The sequence below is a fragment of the Nocardioides sp. Root151 genome (genome assembly GCF_001427925.1).
GTDB lineage: Bacteria > Actinomycetota > Actinomycetes > Propionibacteriales > Nocardioidaceae > Nocardioides.
The window spans coordinates 302534-319007 of the sequence record NZ_LMGG01000005.1 but is presented as its reverse complement, the minus strand read 5'-3'; the positions used below and the strand labels follow the sequence as shown (position 1 = coordinate 319007).

The window sequence follows — 16474 nt, the reverse complement described above, 5'->3', positions numbered from 1 at the left end:
CCGTCCGGAACCAGCCCTAGGTTGGCCGACATGACAGACGACCGACCCTGGGAACCGCCCCTCGCGGGCACCGAAGCCGAGGCCGTGATCGGTGCGCTCGACCGGTTGCGTGCCACGTTCCGCTGGAAGGCGGACGGCCTCGACGCCGCCGGGCTCGACCACCGGATCCCGTCGTCCTCGATGTCGCTCGGCGGGCTGCTCAAGCACCTCGCCGCGGTCGAGGACTACTACTTCACCGTCAAGATGACCGGCGACGCCATCGGGGAGCCGTGGGAGAGCTCCGACTGGGACGGCATGAACGACTGGGAGTTCGACTCGGCCGCCGCCGACAGCCCGCAGGAGCTCTACGCGTTGTGGGAGGGAGCCGTCGAACGCTCCCGCGAACGCGTTGCGAAGGTGCTGGCCCGGGGCGGGCTCGACCAACCCGTCGCGGCAGCCGACTCCGACGGGCAACACGCCAACCTGCGCCGCATGCTGTGCGACCTGATCGAGGAGTACGGCCGCCACACCGGCCATGCCGACCTGCTGCGCGAGGCGGTCGACGGCGTGGTCGGCGAAGACCCGCCCAACGGATGGAGAGCGTCATGAAGATCGTCCTGGTTCCCGGGCTCTGGCTCAACGCCCACACGTGGGACGCCGTGACCCCGCACCTCGAGGCCGCCGGCCACTCCGTGCAGGCACTGACGCTGCCCGGCATGGAGAGCAAGGACGCCGACCGCTCGGGCATCACGTTGGCCGACCACGTGGCCGCCGTGGTCGCCGCCCTCGACGCCGCCGACGAGCCGGTGCTGCTGGTCTGCCACTCGGCCGGCTGCGGCATCGGTCACTGCGCGATCGACGCCCGACCCGACCGGGTGGCGCGAGTGGTGCACGTTGGCGGGTTCCCCAGTGCCGAGGGCGAGGCGCTGCTGGGCAGCCTGCCCGCGGTGGACGGCGAGGTGCTGATGCCCGACTGGGCCGAGGTGGGCGAGGACGCCAACATCGTCGACTTCGACGGAGCGGCCCTGGCGCGCTTCTACGCCGACGCGATCCCCGCACCGGCCCGGGTCCTGAAGGACCCGGTGCACCTCGTCGACGAGCGCCGCCTCGCGGTGCCGGTCACCGCGGTCTGCCCCGAGTACACCGCCGCCGACCTGCGCGCCTGGGTCGACTCGGGCGACCTGCCCGAGCTGTCGGGCGCCGCCGAGGTGGACTACGTCGACCTGCCCGGCGGGCACTGGCCGCAGCTCACCCAGCCCGAAGCGCTCGCGCGGGTGATCCTCGACGCCGCCGCCGAACGGGTCAGCCCGGTCGCCGGGCCCTGAGCACGAGGTCGGTGTGATGGTGCGCGCCGGGCCCTTCCGGCGCCGTACGCGCGCGCCGGCCCTGCTGCTCGACGACCCAGCCGGCGTCGGTGACGGCGTCCACGAGGTGCTCGTGGCCGACGTACGCCTCGGGGTCGAAGCCGTGCTCCAGCGCCCGCTCCCGGTCCACGTCGGCGTGGTGTACGACGAGCAGGGTGCCGCCGGGAGTCACCAGTGAGAGCAACCGGTCGACGTTGGCGCCGTCCGCACGCTCGAGCGCCGGGTAGAACGAGATGACCAGGTCGTAGGACGCGGTGGGAGCATCGGCCAGCCCGGTGTGCAGCCAGGCCACCTGCGCCCCGTCCGACTCCGCTGCGGCGCGGGCGCGGTCGAGGGCCGTGCCCGAGACGTCGAGCGCGGTCACCTGCCAGCCCCGGGAGGCCAGCCAGATGGCGTCGGCGCCCTCGCCGCAGCCGACGTCGAGCGCCGTACCGGCGGGGAGGTCGGAGGCCTCACGCACCAGCGCCTCGTTCGGATTGCCGCTCCACACCGGGGCGGCGCCTGCGTAGTGCACGTCCCAGTCGGGCGTCTCGTGATCGTGGTGGTGACCGCTCATGGTGCAACGGTCCCACGTGGCCCGAGCCGGTTAGAGTGCGGGCGCAGACATGGCAGGCAGCGGCAGCCGACACTTCAGCCGACCGAATGGGGCGCAGATGAGCGACGACGCTTTGGCCGACTTCGACAAGGAGACCTTCGGCCACGGAGGCACCGAGCACCGGGTCTATCGCTCGGGCAGCGGACCGGCGGTGATCGTGATCGCCGAGATCCCCGGCATCACCCCGAAGGTGGTCGAGTTCGCCCGCACGGTGCGCGAGGAGGGCTTCACCGTCGTCCTGCCGCACCTGTTCGGAGTGCCGGGCCGCGACCCGAACCCGCCGGCGCACGGCTGGGCCGGCACCGTGGCGACCGGCGCCCGTGCCTTCGGCCGGGTCTGCGTCAGCCGCGAGTTCAGCCTCTTCGCGACGGGCCGGACCTCGCCGGTGGTGACCTGGCTGCGTGCGCTGGCCGCCCACGAGCACGAGCGCTGTGGAGGCCCGGGTGTCGGCGCGGTCGGGATGTGCCTGACCGGCGGCTTCGCGCTGGCGATGGCGACCGACGAACGCATGCTCGCTCCCGTGCTGTCGCAACCGTCCCTTCCGCTGACCGTGATCCCGGGCCGCAAGCGTGGCACCGACATCTCGGCCGACGACCTGGCCGTGGTCAGGCAGCGTTGCGTGGCTGGCGACCTCACGGTGATGGGCCTGCGCTTCCGCGGCGACAAGCTGGTCTCCGACGAGCGCTTCGACTGGTTGCGCGCGCAGCTGGGTGACGCGTTCGTCGCGGTCGAGCTCGACGACGAGGACGCCAACCCCGAGGGGCTGCTGCCGCCGCACTCGGTGTTGACCGAGCACCTCATCGACGAGCCGGGCACCCGCACGCGCGCCGCACTCGACGACGTCCTCAAGCTGTTCCGGACCAGGCTGCTGCCCGGAGCCTGACGCGCCGACCCGGTTGCGTCAGGAGTAGCGGTGGCTCTTGGCCGAGTGGCCCTGCTCGCGGGTGCAGGTGCGACCGCTCATGTTGCGGTGCCCGCAGAGGGCCTCTTCCTGGGGGGCTTCGGTCGCCACGGGTTCGTCGGCCGGGCTCTCGACCTTCTTGACCGCGGCGCGTTCGGGCGCGGCGTTCGGCGCCACAGCGGGGCGCGCGGCCGCCTTGCCGGCCGCGGACTGCTTGGCGCGGGCGGCGGCCGCTTCATAGCGGGCTTCGCGCATCTTGCGCAGGTCATCCATCTTGCTCATCGTTGGCTCACGAGGTCGACTCTAGTGCCCGCCACCGACGACCCGGTCCGGCCGGTCGGTCGGCTCAGCCGACGAAGACGCAGAACGGGTGCCCCGCGGGGTCGGCCAGCACGTACAACGGCTCGCCCTCCTCGTCCGTGCGATCGAGCAGGACCCGTGCGCCGAGTGCCACCGCCCGCTCCACGTGGTGCTCGAGCTCCTCGCGAGTCGGCACGGTGAAGTCGACGTGCAGCTGCATCGGCACGTCGTGCGCGGGCCACGTGGTCGGCTCCAGCCGCTCGACCTCCTGGAACGCCAGCTTGCGGGCGCCGTCGTCATCGACCAGCACCAGCCAGTCCTCTTCATCCGGAGAGCCATCGGTCGGTGGCTCGTCCCCGGGGCGGTAGCTCAGGCCGAGCAGCTCGCGGTAGAACTCGGCCAGTCCGCGCACGTCCGTGGTGTCGAGCACCGTGTGCAGGAGCTGCGGAAACTCAGCCATGCCGTCGAGACTATCGGGCCCCAGCGGCAGGGACGAGCGCGTCGACCAGACGGGCCAGGGCGGGGGCCGGATCGTCGGCGCCCGAAGTGGCCCCCGGAGCGGCGGCCTCGACAGCCCGTCGGGAGAAGAGCACTGCCACCCCGTGCACGCCGGCCCACAGGGACAGGGCGTCGACCGGTTCGACCTCTCGACCACTCACGCGCGACATGGCGGCGCGCAACGAGTCGAACCAGCCGGCGGTGACGCCTCGCAGCTCGCCTCCGGCTCCTTCGAGCAGGTCGTGCCTGGTGATCAGCTCGAACATGTCCGGCCTCTGCATCGCGAAGTCGACGTACGCCTGCGCCGCGTTGCGCACCCCGGTGGCGCCGCGGGCCCGCTTCAACGCGGGGGCGAGCAGTGCGTCGAGGTCGTCGACACCGCGTCTTGCCACGGCACCCAGCAGAGCGGCGTACGTCGGGAAGTGGCGACGTGGCGCGCCGTGCGAGACGCCGGCCTCGCGGGCGATGGTGCGCAGTGTCAGCTCCGCGAGGCCGTCGCGCTCGAGCAGGCGTACGCCGGCATCGACGAGATCGTCCTTGGTGGCCATGTAGACAGTGTCAACAAGAATGCGGCACACTGTCCAGTAGACACTGTCTACTTCTGGAGGGCCCGTGATCTTCTGGTTGCTCAAGTGGGTGCTGCTCGGTCCGGTGGTGCGGCTCTTCGCCCGGCCGGTGGTGATCGGCCGGCAGCACCTGCCCGCCGACGGCCCCGTCATCCTGGCGCCCAGCCACCACGCCGAGATCGATTCGCTGGTGCTCTCGCTGGTCAGCCCGCGACGCCCGACCTTCGTCGCCAAGCGGGAGTACTTCGACGCCGCGACCCTGCGTGGTCGAGCCGACCGCTGGCTGTGCACCGTCACCGGCCAGATCGCGCTCGACCGCAACGGCGGGGACGCGGCACTGCGTGCACTGGACGCCGCTCGCGAACTGCTGTCGAACGGCGGCGTCTGGGCGATCTACCCCGAGGGCAGGCGTTCCCCGGACGGCCGACTTCACCGGGGCCACACGGGGGTGATGCGGGTGGCGCTCAGCGTGCCGGAGGTGGTCGTGATCCCGGTCGGCCTCCACGGAACCGCCGCCGTGGACGCACCCGGACGCCGCGGCTGGCGGAGAGGGCGGGTGCGAGTCACCTTCGGCGCGCCGCTCGATCTCGACCGCTGGCGTCTCACTCCTGACGACCCCACCACGTGGCGTGCCGCGACCGACCACCTGATGGGCGAGATCCGCGCGCTCACGGGGCAGGAGTACGTCGACGGCTACGCGGAGCGACGCCTGCCCGAGGCCGGCTAGCCCTGCGTCGCGGCCAGCATCCGCTCGGCGACCTTGCGGGCGGCGGCCCGCACCTCGTCGCCGCCCACGATGCGGTAGGGCACGGAGAGACCGGCCAACGCCTCGGCGTACATCCACGGGTTGCTGGTGGTGCCGGTGAGCCGGGTGGTCGCCTCGTCGATCGCCTCGAGACTGCCGAGCGCCCGGGGGAACCAGATCGACGCCAGCGGCGCGTCGATCACCACGTCGACCTCGAACTCCCACCCGACCGAGAGGTGCTTCTCGAGCTCGGCCACCGGGTCGAGGTCGGGGCGCGGCGTGAACGTCGCCTCGAGCTGCTCGACCGCACGGACCCGGTCGACGCGCAGCGTGCGGATGCTGTCGCGGTCGACCAGGCGGCAGAGGAGGTACCACCGCCCGTGGCGTACGACGACCGCCCACGGCTCGGCCTCGCAGGTCCACTCCGTGCCGGCCTCGCTGCGATAGTCGAGCCGCACGACGTGGTGGTGGGAGACCGCCTCGACCAGCGCGGTCGTCGTACCGGGGTCGGGGCGGGCGGCGGAGCGGTCGGGCACCGGAGCCGCGGCGCGGCGTACGGACTCGGCCTGGGCGGCGACCGGCTCGGGCAGCGCCCGCACGATCTTGCCCAGTGCACTGCCGACCGGGTCGGTCGGGTCGCCCGCGCGGTGGTGCCCGTCGAGCACGGCCATCACGACTCCGAGCGCCTCGGTGGCGGTGAACGTGAGGGGCGGCAGGCGCAGACCGCGGCCCACGCGGTAGCCGCCGTAGGGCCCGCGCTCGGACTCCACCGGGATGCCGGCCTCGCGGAGGATGTCGACGTAGCGGCGCACGGCCCGGTCGGAGACGCCGAGGCGTTCGGCCAGTCGGCGTGCGGTGATTCCCGGCTGGCTCTGGAGCAGCTCGAGGGTCAGGAGGGCGCGCGCGGTGGGACTGACATCGGTCTGCATGAGCCGCTCCGGTTCAGGAAGGAGAACGTCCGCTACCGACTCTAGTGTCGCCGTGTGACGATCACGATCCGCCCGGCGCACGACTTCGACGACACCGCGACCATGCTCGGGCCGAAGAACCCGACGTCGTCCGTCTGCTTCTGCCTGAGCCACCGCATCCCGGCCAGGGTCAACCGGTCGCTGGTCGGCCCTGAGCGTGGAGAGTTCGTCCGCGAGCTGTGCGCGAAGAAGGTGGCCCCCGGCGTGCTGGCCTACGACGGCGACGAGGTCGTCGGATGGGCGGCGGTGGCGCCGAAGGCGGACCTGCCGTTCGCGACGTCCCGCAAGATCCCGCAGCTCGACGACCTGCCGGTCTGGTCGATCTGGTGCATCCGCGTCCGGCCGGGGCACCGCGGACGCGGCGTGGCCCGCCACCTCATTCCCGGTGCGGTCGACTACGCGGTGGCTCAGGGGGCGCCGGCCCTCGAGGGCTACCCGGTCGACAACGGGGACGAGAAGGTCGACCTGACCATGGCCTACGTCGGCACCCGCAGGCTGTTCGAGGCCGCGGGCTTCACTGTGGCCTCGTCGACCGACTCGGTCTCGGGCGGCTTCCCTCGGGTGCTGATGCGGCTGGTGCCATGAGCGCCGAAGCGGCGCCCGTCGAGCTCAGTGCCCGCGACGCCCGCCGGATCGCCGTGCGCGCGCAGCTGCTCGACGCACCACAGCGGGTCGACCTCCTCGAGGTGGTGCGCCACCTGACCGTCGTGCAGAACGACCCGGCCAGGCCGGTCGCCCCGAGCGCGGAGATCGTGGCGTGGAGCCGTCTCGGATCGGCGTACGAGCTGGGCGACCTGGAGCGGCTGACCACCACCGGAGTGGTCATCGAGCTGCACAACATGCTGCGTCCGGCCGAGGACATCGGGCTCTTCCGGGCCGAGATGGCGGCCTGGCCCGGGCGCGGGCCGCTCAAGCCGTGGCAGGAGGACGTGCGCGACTGGGTCGAGGCCAACGACGAGTGCCGGCGCGACATCCTCGAGAGCCTGCGCGGCGACGGACCCCTGCCCGCGAGCCAGCTGCCCGACACCACCGTCGTGCCGTGGCAGTCGAGCGGGTGGAACAACGACCGCAACGTGCGGCGACTGCTCGACATGATGGTGGCCCGCGGCGAGATCGCCGCCGCCGGCACCGAGGGCCGCGAACGCGTGTGGGACCTGGCCGAGCGCATCTACCCCGACGGCCCGGTCGTGCCCTTCGACGAGGCAGCCCGCACCCTCGGCGAGCGGCGCCTGCGGGCCCTGGGCGTCAGCCGTGCGAAGGGGCAACAGATCCCCAACGAGACCAACGACGTGGGGCAGGTCGGCGTACCAGCGGTCATCGAGGGAGTCCGCGGGAAGTGGCGCCTCGACCCGGCGTACCTCGACCTGGTCGGCGCCGACGGTGGCTTCACCGGCCGCACGGTGCTGCTCTCGCCGATCGACCGGCTGGTGATCGACCGGAAGCGGATGACCGAGATCTTCGACTTCGACTACCAGCTCGAGATGTTCAAGCCGGCCGCCAAGCGGCGCTGGGGCTACTGGGCGATGCCGATCCTGTACGACGACCGCCTGGTCGGGAAGCTGGACGCCACCGCAGACCGTGAGGCCGGCGTGCTGCGCGTGGACGCCGTGCACGAGGACGGCTCCTGGACGCCGGGCATGCGCGCCGACGTCCAGGAGCAGATCGACGCGTTGGCCGCGTTCCTCGGACTGGCGCGGGTGTGACCCTGCACGTCTGCACGAAATGGTTGCGGATGTCGCTGGTGACAACCGCATCGTGCAGACGCGGACGCCGACGAGGCTCAGCGCAACGGTTTGACGAACCGGTGGCACGGCGTGGGGATCGGACCGTCCGGGCCCTTGGCGGCGTGGTCGAACACGCCCTCGTCGCGCCAACCTTGGCGCCTGTAGAACGCCTGCGCGCGGTCGTTGCCGGGCACCACGGCCAGCCAGGCCCGGTCGTGCCCGGCCGCCGCGATCCGGTTCTCTGCGTGCGTCAACAGGGCCGCGGCGACGCCACCACCGCGCTCGCCGGGGTGGACGAAGATGTGGTCGACGGCGGCGTCGGCGACCATGACGAACCCGACCACCCGGCCGTCGATCTCGGCGACGGTCGTGTCGGCCACTCGATCGGCGGTGGAGCTCAGGAAGTACTCCGACGGTCGGGCGGCGACCAGCGCGTCGGGCACCCGGCCGGCATGTGCCTCGGCCCAGCCCGGCTCCCAGATCGCGGCGACGACCGGCACGTCGGCGTGGGTGGCGGGGCGCAGCAGTGGCGTGTCTTCGGCGGCCATGGGTGCCAATCTATGACCCATGACGAAGGACGTGAGGCGACTGGTGGCGCCGCTCGCACTCTGCGCGGCGTTGGCCGGGTGCGGTGGCGGCGGCGCGTCGGGAGATGCGCCGGATGCGCCGGACCCCTCGCCGCCTAGCGCGACCGCTTCGCCGACAACGGAGACTTCGACGGAATCGCCGAGCTCGTCGACTCAGTCGGAGGACGGGTCGAAGGAAGGGTCAGAGAAACGGGCCACCAACCTGCGCGGCATCGACGTCTCCCACCACCAGGGCGCCATCGACTGGCCGCGCGTGGCCGCCGACGGCATCGACTTCGCCTACCTCAAGGCCACCGAGGGCAGCGGGTTCACCGACGACCGCTTCGCGACCAACGCCCGCGAGGCCAGGGCGGCCGGGCTGAAGGTCGGCGCCTACCACTACTACACGTTGTGCGCTCCGCCCGAGGCCCAGGCCGACCACTTCGTGGCCACGCTGCAACCGGCCCGCACGAACCTCCCGCCCGTCGTCGACCTGGAGCTGATCGGCAACTGTGACCCGCCGCCGGAGAAGGCAGGGCTCCGGGCCGACGTGGTGACCTTCATCGAGCGCGTGGAGGCCACCACCGGCACGAAGATCGTCGTCTACTTCCACCCCGACTTCGAGGCGCACTACGCGATGGTCGCCGACCTGGACCGCCGCCTGTGGGTACGACGAGTGGGCACGAAGGCACCACCCGGTGACTGGGTCATCTGGCAGCGCGACGACCACGGATCCGTCGACGGCGTGAACACGCCGGTAGACGTGGACGTGATGCGCCGATAACAAGTGGATCACCGGCCCCGCCACCACCGATGATGGACCGGTGACCTCCCCGGACCAGATGACCCTGCGGTCCTTCTGGGCAGCACTGCCCACGCCCGCGCGCTGGCTGCTCGCCTCGACGGTCTTCCAGGTGCTGGGGCGAGGCCTCACCCTGCCGTTCACGATCATCTACCTCCACGAGGTGCGCGACCTCACCCTCGACGTGGCCGGCACGATGATGGGCCTGGCCTTCGCGGTGGCGCTGGTGCTCACCCCGCTGGCGGGCAGCCTCACCGACCGGCTCGGTGCACGGATCATGGTGATGATCGGCAGCGCCGCGCAGAGCGTGGGCGTCGCGATCCTCGCCTTCGCCGACGACATCCCGACCGTGGCGCTGGCCATGGTGTTCATCGGCATCTGCAACGCGGGCGGCTGGTCGGCGTTCAACGTGCTGATCTCCTCGCTCGTCGACGGCCCGGTCAGGGTGCAGTACTTCGGCATCAACTTCGCCCTGATCAACCTCGGCATCGGGCTCGGAGGCGTGGTGGGTGGAGTGTTCGTCGACGTACACCGCCCGGAGACGTTCACCACGATCTTCCTGGTCGACGCGGTCTGCATGCTGATCCCGATCGGCCTGATGCTGGGGCCGCTGCGCCACGTGCACGGCCGCAGCGAGACGCCGGAGGACGAGGTCGACACCAAGGTCTCCTACCTCACCCTGCTGCGTCGGCCCGGCGTGCTCCACCTGGTGCTGATCGGGTTGGTCTTCTCGTTCGTCGGCTACGGCCAGATGGAGGCGGGGTTCCCGGCGTTCGCCCGTCAGGTCAGTGAGGTCTCCACCCAGGTGATCGGCTGGGCGTTCGCGGTCAACACCGTCGTGATCGTGGCGTTCCAGTTCTTCGTGCTGCGCCGCATCGAGGGGCACCGGCGCACGCGGGTCGTCGTACTCATGGCCGCGATCTGGGCCGTGTCCTGGCTGGTGCTCGGTGCCACCGCCCCGTTCGCCGGCACCCTCACCGCGGCCACGATGGTGCTGGTCTTCCACGCACTGTTCGCCAGTGGAGAGACCCTGCTCCAGCCGACCCTGCCGGCGATCACCAACGACCTCGCTCCTGCGCACCTGCGCGGCCGCTACAACGCCCTCACGTCGGGTGCGTTCCAGCTGGGCGCGGTGGTCGGACCGCTGGTCGCCGGGTTCCTGCTGCGCCACCACCTGGGCAGCGCGTTCATCGGCGTACTCCTGGCCGGGTGTGCGGTGCTGGCCGCGGTCGCCGTACGCCTCGAGCGACAGATCTCGCCCGAGGTGAACGGCGTCGGCGGTGGCGGGGGAGACGACGTGCCACTGGTGCCTCCCACGGTCGTGGATCCGGCCCTGACCGACCCCGCCGTGACCGACCCCGGGCGCTGATCGGGCGGAGAGTCGCGTCATGGGACGGCCGCGGGGCCGTCTCCTCGACATGTGCAGAATTTCTCGGGACGGCAATCTCCTCGAAACGCTCCACCGTGAGCGCCTGGTCCTGGCCGGTGTCGCGGTCAACGTAGCCACGGTGGTGATGGTCGTGATCCACCACTCCTGAGGCGTTGAATGCGTGGTTAGTGTGGGGAGCATGCCTACCACCACCACTGCACTCCAGGCCGCCAGCGCCGGCGCCCCGTTCGAGGTCGCCGAGGTCCCCGTCCGCGACCTGCGCGACGACGACATCCTCATCGACATCGCGTACGCCGGCATCTGCCACTCCGACATCCACCAGGTGCGCGAGGAGTGGGGCAAGGCGATCTTCCCGATGACTCCCGGACACGAGATCGCCGGCGTCGTGTCGGCGGTCGGCTCGGGTGTCACCAAGCACAAGATCGGCGACCGGGTCGGCGTCGGCTGCATGGTCGACTCGTGCGGCGAGTGCGAGTACTGCAAGGACGGCGAGGAGCAGTACTGCCTCAAGGGTGCGGTGATGACCTACAACGGCACCGGCTACGACGGCGAGGAGACCAAGGGCGGCTACGCCAAGCAGGTCGCTGTCTCCGAGCGGTTCGTCTGCTCGATCCCCGACGGCATCGGCCTCGACGAGGCTGCGCCCCTGCTGTGCGCCGGCATCACGACCTGGGCACCGCTCAAGCGCTGGGGCGTCGGCCCGGGCAGCAAGGTCGCCGTCATCGGACTCGGCGGGCTCGGCCACATGGGCGTGAAGTTCGCGGCCGCCCTCGGCGCCGAGGTCACGGTGCTCTCCCGCAGCGACGCCAAGGCCGATGACAGCGCGGCCCTGGGCGCGACCGCACACGTCGCGACCGCCGACCCACTCAAGCTCAAGAAGCTGCGCGGCAGCTTCGACGTCGTGCTCAACACGGTCAGCGCCGACCTCGACCTCAAGCACTACATCGCGCTGCTCAAGCCGCTCGGCGCCCTGGTCAACGTGGGCATGCCGCCGTCGGCGTGGTCGATCCCTCCGGGCTCGGTCATCGGCGGATCCCGCGTCGTCGCGGGGTCCAACATCGGCGGCATCCAGGCCACCCAGGACATGCTCGACTTCTGCGCCGAGAAGGGAATCGGGGCCAGCGTCGAGACCGTTGCCGCCACCGAGGTCGACGCGGCGTACGAGCGGGTCGTCGCCGGTGACGTGCGCTACCGGTTCGTCATCGACACCGCCACGATCGGGGCCTGAGCGCCGAGCGCACGATCTCTGTCGCGGTCTTCGCGGTCTGCGACAGAAATCGTGCGCTCGAGCGATTCCACGTGTCGGTCCCGGGGTCTAACGTCGGGAGCAACTCGACTTCCCTGGAGGAGACATGGCTTCCCTGCTCACCCCGTATCTCAGCTTCGACGGCAACGCCCGCGAGGCATTGGAGTTCTACCGCGACGTGTTCGGCGGTGAGCTCGACATCAACACGTTCGGCTCGCTCGGCCACCCCGACGCACCCGAGGCCGACCTGGTCATGCACGGCCAGCTCGAGACGGCGGCCGGCTTCACGATGATGGGCGCCGATACCCCGCCCGGCATGACCTACGCGGCGCCGGCAGGCATCACCGTGATGCTCAGCGGCGACGACGAGTCACTCCGCACCCAGTGGGCCAGGCTCGCCGACGGCGGCACGGTCGGCACCGAGCTGGCCAAGCAGGTGTGGGGCGACGAGTACGGCGACCTGGTCGACAGGTTCGGCACTCCCTGGGGCTTCAACATCAGCGCCGGGAGCGAATGAGTCAGAGGTGGTCCGGCACGATGAACGCGTCGGGGTCCTGGCGGATCGGCATCGCCAGCACGCCGATCTCGACCATCATCGCGGTGGCCTTCACCAGCGCTTTCTGCTTGCGCGAGGAGAGCCCGTCCCACGCACCGGGGCGGCGGTGGTCCATCAGCTGACGGGTGCCGGCAGTCGCTGCCTCGGCGTACTCCTCGGGGGTGAACTGCGGCGGCGAGCCGACCGTCGGGCGCTCCGGGAGCGCGATCAATGCGGTCAGGATCATCTCGCCGGCGGCCGCGCGGTGGTGGTACTTCTCGATCTTCGACAGCGCCTGCCAAGCCTCGTCGTGGTTGCGCTTCAGGGGCCGCGAGGCGGCGAAGACCTTCTGACCGACTGCGTCGACGGCCTCGGTCATCTCTCGTTCGGTGAACTTCATCGGGCCCTCCATTCCTCGTCGAGGATCGCGTAGAGCAGCCCGTCGCGCCACTCGCCGTCGCGATGCAACGAATCCTTCACGGTGTGTGACTCCCTTCGCATGCCGAGACGCTCCATCAGCCGCCAGGACGCCTCGTTCTCGGCGAAGCACTCGGCAGTGACCCGGCGCAGCCCGAGCTGGTCGAAGCAGACTCCCATGGCGGCGGCGACCGCCTCGGTGGCGTAGCCCTTGCCGCCGTGGTCGGGATGGAGGGACCACCCGAGCTCGGCCTGGGTGCCCGCGGCGAGCTCACGGACCTCGACCTGGCTCCACGGGTCGTTGACCCGCAGCATCAGGTCGCCGATGATCTCGCCGTCCAGCTCGATGACGAGGGTGAGGTCGATGGAGTCCGGCTCGACGAAGCGGCGCACGTAGTCGTCGTAGTCGGTGGCTGCACGGGTGATCCAGAGGCTCACCTCCGGCAGGTGCCGGAACTCCCAGGTCGCGTCGGCGTCCGCGAACGTGGCGGGGCGCAACGTCAGGCGATCGGTGCGCACGGGCCAGTCGATGCGGTCGAAGGTGCGGGCCATGGAGACATAATGCCGAACCTGCGCAAGCGAAATTCCCGGCGACGCCGTCAGGACCCGGCTGACATGATCTGCGCATGCGCACCGCTGCTCTCGGGATCTCGTTGCTGTTGTTGTTGCCGACCGCGTGTTCGTCCGACGGGGACGACGACGCCCAGGGAGTCGCCGACGACCTGGCCGCGGGGTTGACCCAGAAGAAACTTTCCAACGTGGCGTTCACCGGCGCCGACCCGACCGAGGAGTACGCCGAGGTGATCGGCGGACTGGGCGATGCCCCGCTCGAGGTGAAGGCTGCCGAGCCGGACCTCGATGGTGACACGGGCTCGGTCGCACTGACCTGGACGTGGGACGTCAAGGGCAACGAATGGTCCTACCGGTCAACGGCCGCGCTGGAGAAGAGCGGCGACGACTGGCAGGTGGCCTGGGACCGCGCCATCGTGGAGCCCTCGCTGACCGGCAAGGAGGTGCTCGAGGTCGACACGCTGCTGCCCTCCCGAGGCGCGATCCTCGGGCCGCAGGAAACCCCGATCGTCGTCGAGCGCGACGTCGTCAAGCTCGGGCTCGACAAGTCCACCCTGACGAAGGCCGAGGAGCTGGCCAGCGCCCGGGCCCTCGCCCAGGTCCTCGACCTCGACGTGAAGTCCTTCGTGGCACGGACCAAGGCCAGCGGGGACAAGGCGTTCGTCGAGGCGTTGGTGCTGCGCAAGTCGGCCGCGGCAGACCTGCCCCCGACGTACGGCGAGATCAAGGGCGCCGTGGCGATCGGCTCACAGCGCCCGCTGGCCCCGACCAAGGAGTTCGCCGCCCCGATCCTCGGCACCGTCGGCGAGGCCACCGCCGAGGCGATCGAGAAGTCCGACGGACGCCTCTCGGCCGGTGACCTGACCGGGCTCTCCGGACTGCAGGCGAGGTACGACGAACAGCTGTCGGGCAAGGCCGGCGTGCAGATCGAGGCGGTGGCCGGCAAGGGCAGCGAGCGGGAGCTGTTCACGACGAAGCCGGTCAACGGTGAGCCGCTGGTGCTGACCCTCGACTCGGGCCTGCAGATGAGCGCCGAGCAGGTGTTGGCACAGACCAGGCCGGCCAGCGCGATCGTCGCGATCGACCCGAAGAACGGCGACATCCTCGCCGCCGCGAGTGGCCCCGGCTCGAAGGGCATCAACACCGCGACGTTCGGACAGTACGCACCCGGCTCGACGTTCAAGGTGGTCACCGCGCTGGCACTGCTGCGTGCCGGCCTGACCCCGGACACGACCGTGCCGTGCACCTCGACGCTGGTCGTCGACGGCAAGACGTTCAAGAACTACGACGACTACCCGGCCGGACACATCGGCGACATCCCGTTCCGTGAGGCCTTCGCGCAGTCCTGCAACACCGCCTTCATCGCCGAGCGCGACCGGTTGAAGAAGGGCGACCTGGCGAAGGCCGCCGCGGCCCTCGGCCTCGGCGTCGACCACGACCTCGGCTTCCCGGCCTACTTCGGGCAGGTGCCGGATCCGACCAGCGAGACCGGCAAGGCGGCGGACCAGATCGGCCAGGGCACGGTGCTCGCCTCCCCGATGGCGATGGCGACGGTGGCTGCGTCGGTGCGCGCCGGACGCACGGTTCTTCCGCGGTTGATCACCGGCCACAAGGTCACCCAGATCGAGCCCGAGGTGCCGCTGACCGCCCGCGAGGCGGACCAGTTGCGCGAGCTGATGCGGGGCGTGGTCACCGACGGATCGGGTTCGTTCCTCGCCGGGCTGCCCGGCGAGGTGATGGCCAAGACCGGCACCGCGGAGTACGGCACCGGCGAGCCGCTGCCCACGCACACGTGGATGATCGCCTCGACGAAGGACCTCGCCGTGGCGGTGTTCGTGGAGACCGGCGAGTCCGGCTCGGCGACCGCCGGCCCCCTGCTGACCGCCTTCCTCCAGGCGCGATAGTCAGGCTTGCCTCGGTCGCTCAAGGGCCTGCGGTCTCGCATTCGCGCGGGCATCGGGGCTGTTGTTTCCGTGGTGGGTGCTTGTCGTCCAGACGACGATCGGGAGTCGTCAGCCACCTCGGAAGGCCGTGCTTGCGACGCCGTGCGCTTCTCGGTGGTTGAGAAGGCGCGCCAGCGCCGTCTCGAACCATGCATGGATCGGTGGTTGAGGAGGTCGCTCTGGCGACCGTCCCGAAACCAGGCCCGGTCAGGGCAATAGGGCCAGGCGGGCGGTGAGGACGGCGGGTGGGGCCGGGTGTGGGCGTGGCGGTAGCCCCGGCCACCGTGTTGTGGTGGCGGGGCTTGCGCTGGTGGTGCTGTGGGGCCGGTGCTGCTCGTGCTGATCCCGAGGTTCCTGCGGATGACGTTGCCCGCGGATGAGGCTGCGGGTGTCGGGGTTCAGTTGGTGGGGAGTTCGATCGTCCCGTGGGTGGTGACCAGCCAGGTCCGGCGGTATTGGTTGGTCCAGGTATAGGTGCCGTCCTTGTTGCGGACGTAGGACCATCTGCCGTGGGTTTTGGTGAGGTGATGTCGTCGACACAACGGGGCAAGTCTGTCGGGGCTGGTCTGCCCCGGTGGCCCGTGGTCGTCGTAGGACTCAATGTGGTCGAGGTCGCAACGCCTCGAGTCAACCGAACAGTGTGGGAAGACGCAGTGCTGGTCGCGGGTGAGGACTTGTTCGCGCATGGCTTCGGGTGGGTCGTGCTGATCGACGGCCCAGGTCTGGTTGAGGTCGATGACCGGGGTGAGGGTGGCGTCGGGGCCGAGGTCGCGGATCCAGTCGAGAATCTTCTCCGCGGTGACGGCGCCGAACAGGTTCGTGTCCGCCATCCCCGGTGCGGCGTCCGGACCGGGCGTATCGGTGGTGCCGTGGGTGGCGAGGTCAGCGAGGTTCACGTGGATGTAGAGCCGGGTCTTGAGGTAGGACTTGCGCGGCTTCACCTTCTTGCCCGCACCCTCATGACCGGCCGCCTGGCGACTGCCGGCACTGTCGCCGTCGCCTTGACTGGCTCCATGGCAGTCGCCGTCGCGGCCGTCGTTGTGAGGGTCGGGGATGAGGCCGAGGAGGTCGGCGCTGGCCTGCCGATCGGCGATCACACCGAGGGCCTTGGCCCTGCGTTGCCCCAACGTGTCGGTGTCACCCAGGCGGCCCATCGTGGTGGCCTCATCAGAGATGAGGTCGTGGAACTTCGCCAGGTCCAACGAGTCACCCATCGCATCGAGCCGTGACGTGCCGTTGCCTGCTCCGGCGCCGTGGTCGATGGTGACGTCCCACTGGTCCTTCCCGGGCACCGGCGAGGGCTCATTGTTGTCGAGTTTGTCGGGGTGGAACTTCGCGATCGCCGACCTGATGGTCTTCTCGATG

Annotated in this window: 20 protein-coding genes; 11 read left to right on the top strand and 9 right to left on the bottom strand. The window is 70.7% G+C overall.

From position 1 onward, the window contains the following. The first annotated feature begins 30 nt into the window (after nt 1-30). Entirely contained in the window at nt 31-588 is a 558-nt protein-coding gene (locus ASD66_RS16590; protein WP_056683727.1) for a DinB family protein, read from the top strand. Further along, complete coding sequence (locus ASD66_RS16585; protein ID WP_056891633.1) at nt 585-1304, top strand: alpha/beta fold hydrolase; 720 nt, start codon at nt 585-587, stop codon at nt 1302-1304. Before ASD66_RS16590 ends, ASD66_RS16585 begins: the two co-directional genes overlap by 4 nt. Here ASD66_RS16585 and ASD66_RS16580 read toward each other — a convergent pair. After that, nucleotides 1282-1899, bottom strand: a complete 618-nt coding sequence (locus tag ASD66_RS16580; RefSeq protein WP_056891632.1) for a class I SAM-dependent methyltransferase — start codon at nt 1897-1899, stop codon at nt 1282-1284. The genes ASD66_RS16585 and ASD66_RS16580 overlap by 23 nt on opposite strands. 97 nt (nt 1900-1996) lie before the next feature. Between ASD66_RS16580 and ASD66_RS16575 the strand changes: the two genes are divergently transcribed. After that, nucleotides 1997-2821, top strand: a complete 825-nt coding sequence (locus ASD66_RS16575; RefSeq protein ID WP_056891631.1) for a dienelactone hydrolase family protein — start codon at nt 1997-1999, stop codon at nt 2819-2821. 18 nt (nt 2822-2839) lie between these two features. Here ASD66_RS16575 and ASD66_RS16570 read toward each other — a convergent pair whose 3' ends face one another. The 3 genes from ASD66_RS16570 to ASD66_RS16560 form a co-directional block, all read right to left on the bottom strand. Then, nucleotides 2840-3121: a hypothetical protein gene (locus tag ASD66_RS16570; protein WP_056683716.1), complete on the bottom strand. Its 282-nt coding sequence runs from the start codon at nt 3119-3121 to the stop codon at nt 2840-2842. A 64-nt stretch (nt 3122-3185) separates the two neighbouring features. Continuing rightward, nucleotides 3186-3599: a VOC family protein gene (locus ASD66_RS16565; protein WP_056683713.1), complete on the bottom strand. Its 414-nt coding sequence runs from the start codon at nt 3597-3599 to the stop codon at nt 3186-3188. Nucleotides 3600-3609: 10 nt separating this feature from the next. Beyond that, nucleotides 3610-4185, bottom strand: coding sequence for a TetR/AcrR family transcriptional regulator (locus ASD66_RS16560; RefSeq protein ID WP_082563885.1), 576 nt, complete (start codon nt 4183-4185; stop codon nt 3610-3612). 64 nt (nt 4186-4249) lie between these two features. On the opposite strand from ASD66_RS16560, the gene ASD66_RS16555 reads away from it, so the two are divergent. Then, nucleotides 4250-4930: a lysophospholipid acyltransferase family protein gene (locus tag ASD66_RS16555; RefSeq protein WP_056683710.1), complete on the top strand. Its 681-nt coding sequence runs from the start codon at nt 4250-4252 to the stop codon at nt 4928-4930. Here ASD66_RS16555 and ASD66_RS16550 read toward each other — a convergent pair. Then, a complete protein-coding gene (locus ASD66_RS16550) occupies nt 4927-5877 on the bottom strand; it encodes a helix-turn-helix transcriptional regulator (protein WP_056683707.1) in 951 nt (316 codons plus the stop codon). The genes ASD66_RS16555 and ASD66_RS16550 overlap by 4 nt on opposite strands. Before the next feature lie 54 nt (nt 5878-5931). On the opposite strand from ASD66_RS16550, the gene ASD66_RS16545 reads away from it, so the two are divergent. Together ASD66_RS16545 and ASD66_RS16540 are read left to right on the top strand one after the other, a co-directional pair. Beyond that, nucleotides 5932-6501, top strand: coding sequence for a GNAT family N-acetyltransferase (locus tag ASD66_RS16545; RefSeq protein WP_056683704.1), 570 nt, complete (start codon nt 5932-5934; stop codon nt 6499-6501). Then, nucleotides 6498-7619: a DNA glycosylase AlkZ-like family protein gene (locus ASD66_RS16540; RefSeq protein ID WP_056683701.1), complete on the top strand. Its 1122-nt coding sequence runs from the start codon at nt 6498-6500 to the stop codon at nt 7617-7619. Before ASD66_RS16545 ends, ASD66_RS16540 begins: the two co-directional genes overlap by 4 nt. Before the next feature lie 77 nt (nt 7620-7696). Here the strand turns inward: ASD66_RS16540 and ASD66_RS16535 are convergent, their stop codons facing one another. Then, nucleotides 7697-8188 (bottom strand): GNAT family N-acetyltransferase, encoded by a 492-nt coding sequence (locus tag ASD66_RS16535; protein ID WP_056683698.1) that lies wholly within the window; start codon nt 8186-8188, stop codon nt 7697-7699. A 19-nt stretch (nt 8189-8207) separates the two neighbouring features. Here ASD66_RS16535 and ASD66_RS16530 point away from each other — a divergent pair, with 19 nt between their 5' ends. The 4 genes from ASD66_RS16530 to ASD66_RS16515 all read left to right on the top strand — a co-directional run bounded on the left by ASD66_RS16530 (nt 8208) and on the right by ASD66_RS16515 (nt 12161). Continuing rightward, nucleotides 8208-8990, top strand: coding sequence for a glycoside hydrolase family 25 protein (locus ASD66_RS16530; RefSeq protein WP_082563884.1), 783 nt, complete (start codon nt 8208-8210; stop codon nt 8988-8990). Between the two features lie 40 nt (nt 8991-9030). After that, nucleotides 9031-10377 carry an MFS transporter gene (locus ASD66_RS16525; protein WP_200950089.1) on the top strand — a complete coding sequence of 449 codons (1347 nt, stop codon included), beginning with the start codon at nt 9031-9033 and terminating at the stop codon, nt 10375-10377. A gap of 199 nt (nt 10378-10576) precedes the next feature. After that, nucleotides 10577-11626 carry an NAD(P)-dependent alcohol dehydrogenase gene (locus ASD66_RS16520; RefSeq protein ID WP_056891630.1) on the top strand — a complete coding sequence of 350 codons (1050 nt, stop codon included), beginning with the start codon at nt 10577-10579 and terminating at the stop codon, nt 11624-11626. Nucleotides 11627-11750: 124 nt separating this feature from the next. Next, nucleotides 11751-12161, top strand: coding sequence for a VOC family protein (locus ASD66_RS16515; protein ID WP_056891629.1), 411 nt, complete (start codon nt 11751-11753; stop codon nt 12159-12161). A 1-nt stretch (nt 12162) separates the two neighbouring features. On the opposite strand, the gene ASD66_RS16510 is transcribed toward ASD66_RS16515, so the two are convergent. Both ASD66_RS16510 and ASD66_RS16505 read right to left on the bottom strand, forming a co-directional pair. After that, entirely contained in the window at nt 12163-12579 is a 417-nt protein-coding gene (locus tag ASD66_RS16510) for a hypothetical protein (protein ID WP_156388752.1), read from the bottom strand. Next, nucleotides 12576-13148 (bottom strand): GNAT family N-acetyltransferase, encoded by a 573-nt coding sequence (locus tag ASD66_RS16505; protein ID WP_056683684.1) that lies wholly within the window; start codon nt 13146-13148, stop codon nt 12576-12578. The genes ASD66_RS16510 and ASD66_RS16505 overlap by 4 nt, the downstream gene beginning before the upstream one ends. A gap of 74 nt (nt 13149-13222) precedes the next feature. Between ASD66_RS16505 and ASD66_RS16500 the strand changes: the two genes are divergently transcribed. Further along, nucleotides 13223-15070 (top strand): penicillin-binding transpeptidase domain-containing protein, encoded by a 1848-nt coding sequence (locus ASD66_RS16500; protein ID WP_056891628.1) that lies wholly within the window; start codon nt 13223-13225, stop codon nt 15068-15070. A gap of 437 nt (nt 15071-15507) precedes the next feature. Here the strand turns inward: ASD66_RS16500 and ASD66_RS16495 are convergent. Further along, nucleotides 15508-16474, bottom strand: a 967-nt coding sequence (locus ASD66_RS16495) for an HNH endonuclease signature motif containing protein (protein ID WP_162254286.1), incomplete at its 5' end; no start/stop codon positions are given.

What these genes read in the sequence shown, in the direction of transcription:
- ASD66_RS16590 (WP_056683727.1), top strand. Translation starts at nt 31, where the DNA reads ATGACAGACGACCGACCCTGGGAACCGCCCCTCGCGGGCACCGAAGCC.
- ASD66_RS16530 (WP_082563884.1), top strand. Translation starts at nt 8,208, where the DNA reads ATGACGAAGGACGTGAGGCGACTGGTGGCGCCGCTCGCACTCTGCGCG.
- ASD66_RS16565 (WP_056683713.1), bottom strand. Translation starts at nt 3,599, where the DNA reads ATGGCTGAGTTTCCGCAGCTCCTGCACACGGTGCTCGACACCACGGAC.
- ASD66_RS16535 (WP_056683698.1), bottom strand. Translation starts at nt 8,188, where the DNA reads ATGGCCGCCGAAGACACGCCACTGCTGCGCCCCGCCACCCACGCCGAC.
- ASD66_RS16585 (WP_056891633.1), top strand. Translation starts at nt 585, where the DNA reads ATGAAGATCGTCCTGGTTCCCGGGCTCTGGCTCAACGCCCACACGTGG.
- ASD66_RS16505 (WP_056683684.1), bottom strand. Translation starts at nt 13,148, where the DNA reads ATGGCCCGCACCTTCGACCGCATCGACTGGCCCGTGCGCACCGATCGC.
- ASD66_RS16580 (WP_056891632.1), bottom strand. Translation starts at nt 1,899, where the DNA reads ATGAGCGGTCACCACCACGATCACGAGACGCCCGACTGGGACGTGCAC.
- ASD66_RS16520 (WP_056891630.1), top strand. Translation starts at nt 10,577, where the DNA reads ATGCCTACCACCACCACTGCACTCCAGGCCGCCAGCGCCGGCGCCCCG.
- ASD66_RS16575 (WP_056891631.1), top strand. Translation starts at nt 1,997, where the DNA reads ATGAGCGACGACGCTTTGGCCGACTTCGACAAGGAGACCTTCGGCCAC.
- ASD66_RS16515 (WP_056891629.1), top strand. Translation starts at nt 11,751, where the DNA reads ATGGCTTCCCTGCTCACCCCGTATCTCAGCTTCGACGGCAACGCCCGC.
- ASD66_RS16570 (WP_056683716.1), bottom strand. Translation starts at nt 3,121, where the DNA reads ATGAGCAAGATGGATGACCTGCGCAAGATGCGCGAAGCCCGCTATGAA.
- ASD66_RS16550 (WP_056683707.1), bottom strand. Translation starts at nt 5,877, where the DNA reads ATGCAGACCGATGTCAGTCCCACCGCGCGCGCCCTCCTGACCCTCGAG.
- ASD66_RS16540 (WP_056683701.1), top strand. Translation starts at nt 6,498, where the DNA reads ATGAGCGCCGAAGCGGCGCCCGTCGAGCTCAGTGCCCGCGACGCCCGC.
- ASD66_RS16560 (WP_082563885.1), bottom strand. Translation starts at nt 4,185, where the DNA reads ATGGCCACCAAGGACGATCTCGTCGATGCCGGCGTACGCCTGCTCGAG.
- ASD66_RS16500 (WP_056891628.1), top strand. Translation starts at nt 13,223, where the DNA reads ATGCGCACCGCTGCTCTCGGGATCTCGTTGCTGTTGTTGTTGCCGACC.
- ASD66_RS16510 (WP_156388752.1), bottom strand. Translation starts at nt 12,579, where the DNA reads ATGAAGTTCACCGAACGAGAGATGACCGAGGCCGTCGACGCAGTCGGT.